General features: G+C 71.4%; 3 protein-coding genes. All 3 read left to right on the top strand.

The features are described from left to right. Nucleotides 1-49: 49 nt before the first annotated feature. Nucleotides 50-1,936 carry an AAA family ATPase gene (locus ACYP5B_RS49240; protein ID WP_459574784.1) on the top strand — a complete coding sequence of 629 codons (1,887 nt, stop codon included), beginning with the start codon at nucleotides 50-52 and terminating at the stop codon, nucleotides 1,934-1,936. Then, nucleotides 1,933-2,622 (top strand): 4Fe-4S cluster-binding domain-containing protein, encoded by a 690-nt coding sequence (locus tag ACYP5B_RS49235; protein ID WP_459574754.1) that lies wholly within the window; start codon nucleotides 1,933-1,935, stop codon nucleotides 2,620-2,622. Before ACYP5B_RS49240 ends, ACYP5B_RS49235 begins: the two co-directional genes overlap by 4 nt. Continuing rightward, nucleotides 2,619-6,551 (top strand): protein kinase domain-containing protein (locus ACYP5B_RS49230; RefSeq protein WP_459574752.1); only part of this gene is annotated, 3,933 nt, incomplete at its 3' end. The genes ACYP5B_RS49235 and ACYP5B_RS49230, both read left to right, overlap by 4 nt.

Genomic DNA, 6,551 nt, shown 5'->3' with positions numbered 1-6,551 from the left:
GCGCGCGCGGCACACGGCCGCGCGCCCCTGGATCTTCCCGAGCCCGCCCATGTCCGGTACCGAACCCGCAAACGCTTCAGCGGCTGCAGCCGCCGCTGCCGCTGCCCCCGCCTTCACCCGCCCGCGCTGGCTGCGCGACCTGCTGCGCTTCCTGCCGCTCAAGAGCCAGTTCGTGCTGTCGGGCAACGTACGCGACCTGCAGGCCTGCGAGGTGGCGCCTGGCGTCATCGCGCCGCAGTCCTTCGCGTTGGCCATGCACAGCGCCCTGCGCGAAGCGGGCTACGCCCACGTCTTTCTCTACGACCCGGTAGCAGGCTTCCAGGCGCTGTGCGCGCCCGGCGAAGACAGCAAACCGGCCGAGGCCATCCTGCAGCAGTTCGGCCTGACCGTGAGCGAAGGCCGCGCCAATGCCGGCATCGACCTGCTCGGCACCACGCTGGAGCGCTTCGCCGCGCACCCCGGCGAGCCGCTGGCGCTGATCGTGGATTTCGCTTCGCGGCTGCTCACGCGCGCAGACAACCCCAGCCCCGCCGAACACCAGTTGTTCACCCGCGCGCTGGTGCTGTCGCACCAGGTCCGCTCGCGCCCGGCCGGCACGGCGCGCAAGCCCTTCTTCAACAGCATCCTGTGGGTGGTCGACAAGGAAGGCGACCTGCCCGACTGGCTGCTGGTGGGCAACCCGCGCCTGCGCCATATCCCGGTGGCCAAGCCCGACCACCACGCCCGCCGCGCGCTGGCGCCGGCGCTGCTGCGCGGCCTGGCGGGCGCGCAGGACGCCGATGCGCAGGCCACCCAGCAGGCGCAGCAGGCTTTCGTCGATGACACCGAGGGCATGCTGCTGCTCGATCTGAACGCCATCGCGCAGCTGGCGCGGGTAGAAGGCGTGCCGCTGTCCCAGGTGGCCGACGCGGTGCGCCGCTACAAGGTGGGCGTAACCGAGGACCCCTGGCTGAAGATCGATCGCAACCGCATCCGCGGCGCGAGCGAATTCATTAGCCGCCGGGTCAAGGGCCAGGGCCATGCGGCCACGCACATGCTCGATATCGTCAAGCGCGCCATGACCGGCGTGGGCGGCGGGCGGCGCGGCGGACGGCCGCGCGGCGTGGCCTTCCTGGCCGGGCCCACCGGCGTGGGCAAGACCGAGCTGGCCAAAACCATCACCAGCCTGCTGTTCGGCGACGAGAGCGCCTACATCCGCTTCGACATGTCCGAGTTCAGCGCCGAGCACGCCGACCAGCGCCTGATCGGCGCGCCGCCCGGCTACGTCGGCTATGACGTGGGCGGCGAGCTGACCAACGCGATCCGCGAGAAGCCCTTTGCCGTGGTGCTGTTCGACGAGATCGAGAAGGCCCATCCGCGCATCCTCGACAAGTTCCTGCAGATCCTGGACGACGGCGTGCTGACCTCGGGGCGCGGCGACCGCGTGTATTTCTCCGAGGCGCTGATCGTGTTCACCTCCAACCTGGGCATCTACCACACCGGCGCGGATGGCCAGCCGGTGGCCAACGTCACCCCGGCCGAGCCCTTCGAGGCGGTACAGGCCAAGGTGCGCAGCGAGATCGAGCGCTACTTCAAGCTGGAGCTGAATCGCCCGGAGATCCTGAACCGCATCGGCGAGAACGTGATCGTGTTCGATTTCATCCGCGCCGATATCGCCGCGCAGATCTTCACGCAAATGGTGGACAATGTGCTGGCCGACCTGGCGCGCCAGGACCTGCACCTGACGCTGGCCGCCGGCGCATTGCAAGCGCTGCGCGAGCGCTGCCTGGCCGATCTCACCAACGGCGGGCGCGGCATCCGCAACCAGGTCGAAGCCCACCTGCTGAACCCGCTGGCGCGCGCGCTGTTCGACCAGGACGCGCAGCCGGGCGAGCGCTTCGAGATCGCCGGGCTGACAACCGGCGCCTTCACGCAGCTCAGCCTGCAACGCCTGTGAGCGGCGCCGAGGCAGCGCTGGATTTGTCGCGCCTGCATTTCCCCGTCACGACGCTCGGACCAGGACAGCGCGTCGGCATCTGGCTGCAAGGCTGCTCGATCCGCTGCCCCGGCTGCATCTCGGCAGACACCTGGCAGGCCGGTAGCGGGCGCAGCGTGAGCGTGACAACGTTGATGGCGACGCTGGCACCCTGGCTGGCACAGGCCGAGGGCATCACCATCTCGGGCGGCGAGCCCTTCGACCAGCCCGAGGGCCTGCTGGCGCTGCTGCAGGCGCTGCGCGCGGCCAGCCCGCTCGACATCCTGGTCTACAGCGGCCATCCCATCGAAGCGCTGGCACCCGTGCTGGCGCGCGTTGACGGCCTGATCGACGCGCTGATATCCGACCCGTTCGCGCTGCACGCGCCGCAGACGCTGGCGCTGCGCGGCAGCGACAACCAGCGCCTGCACCTGCTCACCCCGCTTGGCCGCGCGCGCTTCGGCGCCTTCGAGCGCCCGCTGGCCGCGCACGATCGCGCGCTCGACCTGATGTTCGACGACGACGGTACCGTGTGGCTGGCCGGCATCCCCCGGCGCGGCGACCTCGGGCGGCTGCGCGCGCTGCTGCAGGCCCAGGGCCACACCATCACCCTCACCGAGGACCGCGCCGCCAGGCGGGCCGAACCCAACGGATACTCCCAGCCATGATGCGTTTTTGCCCCAACTGCCAGACCGAACGTTCACTGGCGGAGATCTTCTGCGAAGGCTTGTTCGGCCAGGCGCCCTGCGGCTGGGACCTGTCCGGCGAAACGATCCATGCGCCGGGCTGGCGCCCTGCGGCAACGGCAACCACCGCAACGCCTGCCGCCGCGCAGCAGGCGCCCGACGTAGCGCCAGGCCACTGCCTCAATGGCCACCCGATGGCCGCCGACGACCTGATCTGCCTGCAATGCGGCGCCGATCCGGCAGGCGAAGTGCCGAACGCTGAAACCGGCGCCCACGCCGACGCGGACGTCATCGCCGGCTGGCGCCTGCTGCGCCACATCGCCAGCACCGACGGCGTGCGCGAGCGCTATGCCGCGCAGCAGGTCGATACCGAGCGCCATGCCGTGCTGACGCTCTACCGCGCCGGCGCCGAGCCCGACCCCGCCGTCTACGCGCTGCTGCAACGCCTGCCGCGCGCCCACGTGCCGGAGATCCTGGCCACCGGGCGCTGGCAGGAGCGCGCCTATGAAGTGGCCGAGGAACTCAGCGCAGGCACGCTGGCCGACCTTGGCATCGTCGCCGGCGACCTCGAGCGGATTCGCCATATCGTGCGCGAGCTTGGCGAGGCGCTGCATGTGTTCTCGGAAGCCGGGCTGCGCCACCGCGACCTGCGCCCCGGCACGCTGCTGGTACGCCAGCGCGAGCCGCTCGACCTGGTGGTCAGCGGCTTCGGCTCGGCGCGGCTGTCGGACTTCGACCTCGACATCGTCTCGCCGCTGGAAACCTCGCGCTATATGGCGCCCGAAGCCATCGCCGGCGGCGTCGCGGCCGCCTCCGACTGGTGGAGCCTGGGCATGATCCTGCTGGAGCAGGTCACCGGCGGCGCCTGCTTCGCGGACATCCATCCGCAGGCTTTCCTGATCCACGTGCTGGCCAACGGTGTGGCGCTGCCCGATGACCTCGATCCCGAATTGCGCCTGCTGCTGCGCGGCCTGCTGGCGCGAGACCGCAACCAGCGCTGGCAATGGCCGCAGGTGCAGGCATGGCTCAATGGCGAGGCAGTCGATGCCCCCGCCGACAGCGGCGAGCAGGCCACCGAGCACGACAGCGGCGCCGCCAGCGCCATCGAACTGGGCGGCCGGCGCTACCGCAGCCCGGCGCAGTTTGCACTCGCCGCCGCGGAAGCCGGCAACTGGGACCAGGCCGGCGACCACCTGCGGCGCGGCGTCATCGTGACCTGGGCGCAGGATGCCGCGCTGCCCGCGCAGCGCCTGTCCGGCCTGCGCGAAGTGGCGCGGCACGAAGGCCTGGAAGACGATTTCCGCCTGATGCTTGCCCTCAAGCTGCTCAACCCGGAAATGCCGCTGATCCTGCGCGGCGACATTGTCACGCCGGGCTGGCTGCTGCAGCATCCGCAGCAGGGCTACGCGCTGCTCGCAGGCCTGGCGCCCGACCTGCTGTCCCGCTTCGACAACGAGCACTGGCTGGTCCGCCTCAAGGCCCGCGCGGCCCAGGTGCGCCAGCGCGCGCGCAGCCTGGAGATCGAGCTTGACGAAGACAGCCTGCGCATCCACTTGTTGTCGAGCTCGCGCGCGCGTCTCGCCGCGTTGTGGGAGGCGCGCCGGCGGCTGCTGCCGGACAGCAGCCACGCCGGCGTGCTGTCGCTGGCCGAGCGCCGGCTGATTGGCGAGGAAGACCTGATCGTGCTGCTGTCCGCCGCGCCCGGCCAGTTCCGCTCGATCGATGTGATCGTCGAGCAAGCCGCGGCGCTGGCCCGGCGCGAGGACGTGCTCGCGTTCAGCGACGACACAGCGCGCGCCTGGCTCGAACAGGGCCGGCAGGCGATCTGGCAGGCGGTGGACGCGCGCCTGGAAGGCTTCGCGCGCAGCAGCGTGGCCGCGGTCGACGGCTGGGCCGCGCAGTTCCGCCTGGAGCGGCGGCTGCCGCTGACGCAGGCGCTGGTGCTGTTGGCGGTGCCGCCAGAGCAATGGCTCGCGCCGCAAAAGCAGCAATACGTGGCCGACATCCTCGACTTCTTCCAAAAGAAGGTGGCCACCGCCGTGATGCGCGGGCCGCTGGTGCGCATGAGCATCGGCAAGACCACCGCACGCATCGACCTGCGCGAGCTCGACAGCGCGCGCCGTCCCGCCGGCGCGTTGCTCGACCACCTGCTCCAGCGCAATGCGCAGCCGGTCTCGCTGGACCCCGCGCTCTTCGGCGAGCGCCCCGAGCTGGAGCTGCGCCTGCAGAGCCTGTACCGGCACAGCACGCTGTACCGTCGCGATACCGGCATCGACGGCCTCTACCTCGGCTTCCCCTTCCTGCTCACGCGCGACGCGCGCGGCAACACCAAGACCCGCATCGCGCCAGTGCTGTTGTGGCCGGTCAGGCTGCTGCTGGAAGTCGGCAGCCGGGGCCAGGTAGCGCTGGCCTTTGACGGCGAGCGCGAGGAGGTGCGCCTGAACCCGGCGCTGGAAGCGCTGCTGGGCATCGAGGCCAGCCGCCGCTGGCGCGACGCCGCCGACGAGCTGCTGGGGCGCTCCGCGCTCAAGGCCGGCGAGGTGATGGACGCCTTCGGCACGCTGGCCAGCGCGAGCGAGCGTGTGCTGGGCCGCCTGCCCGGACTCGACACGCAGGTGCAGCCTTATCAGGACGCGCTGTCGTGCGCGGCAGTGCTGTTCCATGTCACCTTCATGGGCCAGGCGGTCGGCGAGGACCTGCGGCAGCTCAAGACCCTGCCTGGCGGCGGCACGGGGCTGGAGACCGCGTTGCGGCTGGGCGCCGGCCATGCTGCCGCGCCGGATGCCGACGCTGCAACCGAAGCGGCCGACGCCACCGACGCCACCGACGCCACGCAGCCGCCGGAGCGCGAGCGCTACTTCACCGTGGCGAGCGATCCTTCGCAGGAAGCGGCAGTGTTGCAGGCGCGGCGGGCGCCGGGCCTGCTGGTCGAAGGCCCGCCCGGCACCGGCAAGAGCCAGACCATCGTCAATATGGTGGCCGATGCGCTCGGCCGCCAGCGCAGCCTGCTGATCGTGTGCCAGAAGCAGGCCGCGCTCGACGTGGTGCGAAAGCGGCTGGTTGCCGAAGGACTGGAGCAGCGCATCGTCATGTTGAGCGACGTGAACCGCGACCGCGAGCCGGTGATCCGTGGCGTGCGCGAGCAGCTCGAGGCGATGTTGAAGACGCCCGACGCCGGGCCGCCCGCATGGCGCGCACAACGCGAGCGCATCGCCGCGCGCATCGAAGCGCTGGAGGGAGAACTGGACCGCCACCAGCAAGCGCTGCACCAGGTCGATGCGCGCATCGGCCTGAGCTACCGCGCCTTGCTGGGCGAACTGGTGGCGCTGGAACAAGGCAGGCCGCCGCTGGACGTGCCGGCGCTGCGCGCCAGGCTGGAGCCGCTCGACACCGCCAGCCTTGCCGCGCTGGAAGAAGCCTGCGCGCCGCTGGCCCGCTACTGGCTGCCCGCGCGCTTCGAAGGCAGCCCGCTGGCGCGCCTGCGCCCCTTCGCCACCGACAGCGCCACGCTCGCCGATTTCAGCGAGAACTTCGAGCGCCTGGTGCAAACCGAACAAGCGCGCGCCGATGTGCTCGCGCACCGTCCCGCGGCATTCGAAGTTGAAGATCCCGGCCCGCATCGCGCATGGCTCGCCAGCCATGGCGACGCGTTGCTCGCGCTCGACGACGGGCGCCGCGCCGACCTGGCACGCTGGCTGCCGCTGTTCCGTCCGCTGGCCGGAGCGCCGGCCAACACGACCCCTGGCGCGGCCACGCGCGGCGCCGCGCTGCTGGCGCAGCTCGCGCAGGTGCAACAGCAGCTCGCCGCCTGCCCGCAGGACGCACAAGATGCCGTGCTGTCGCCCGCGCTGGCCGCACTCGACGCAGGCGAACTCGCCGCAGCGGTCTCACGCGCCGAGCAACTGGCGACG

The organism is Cupriavidus sp. 8B (assembly GCF_054589115.1).
Note: the sequence above shows the minus strand (reverse complement) of the source record. Positions and strands in the feature narration are given on the sequence as shown.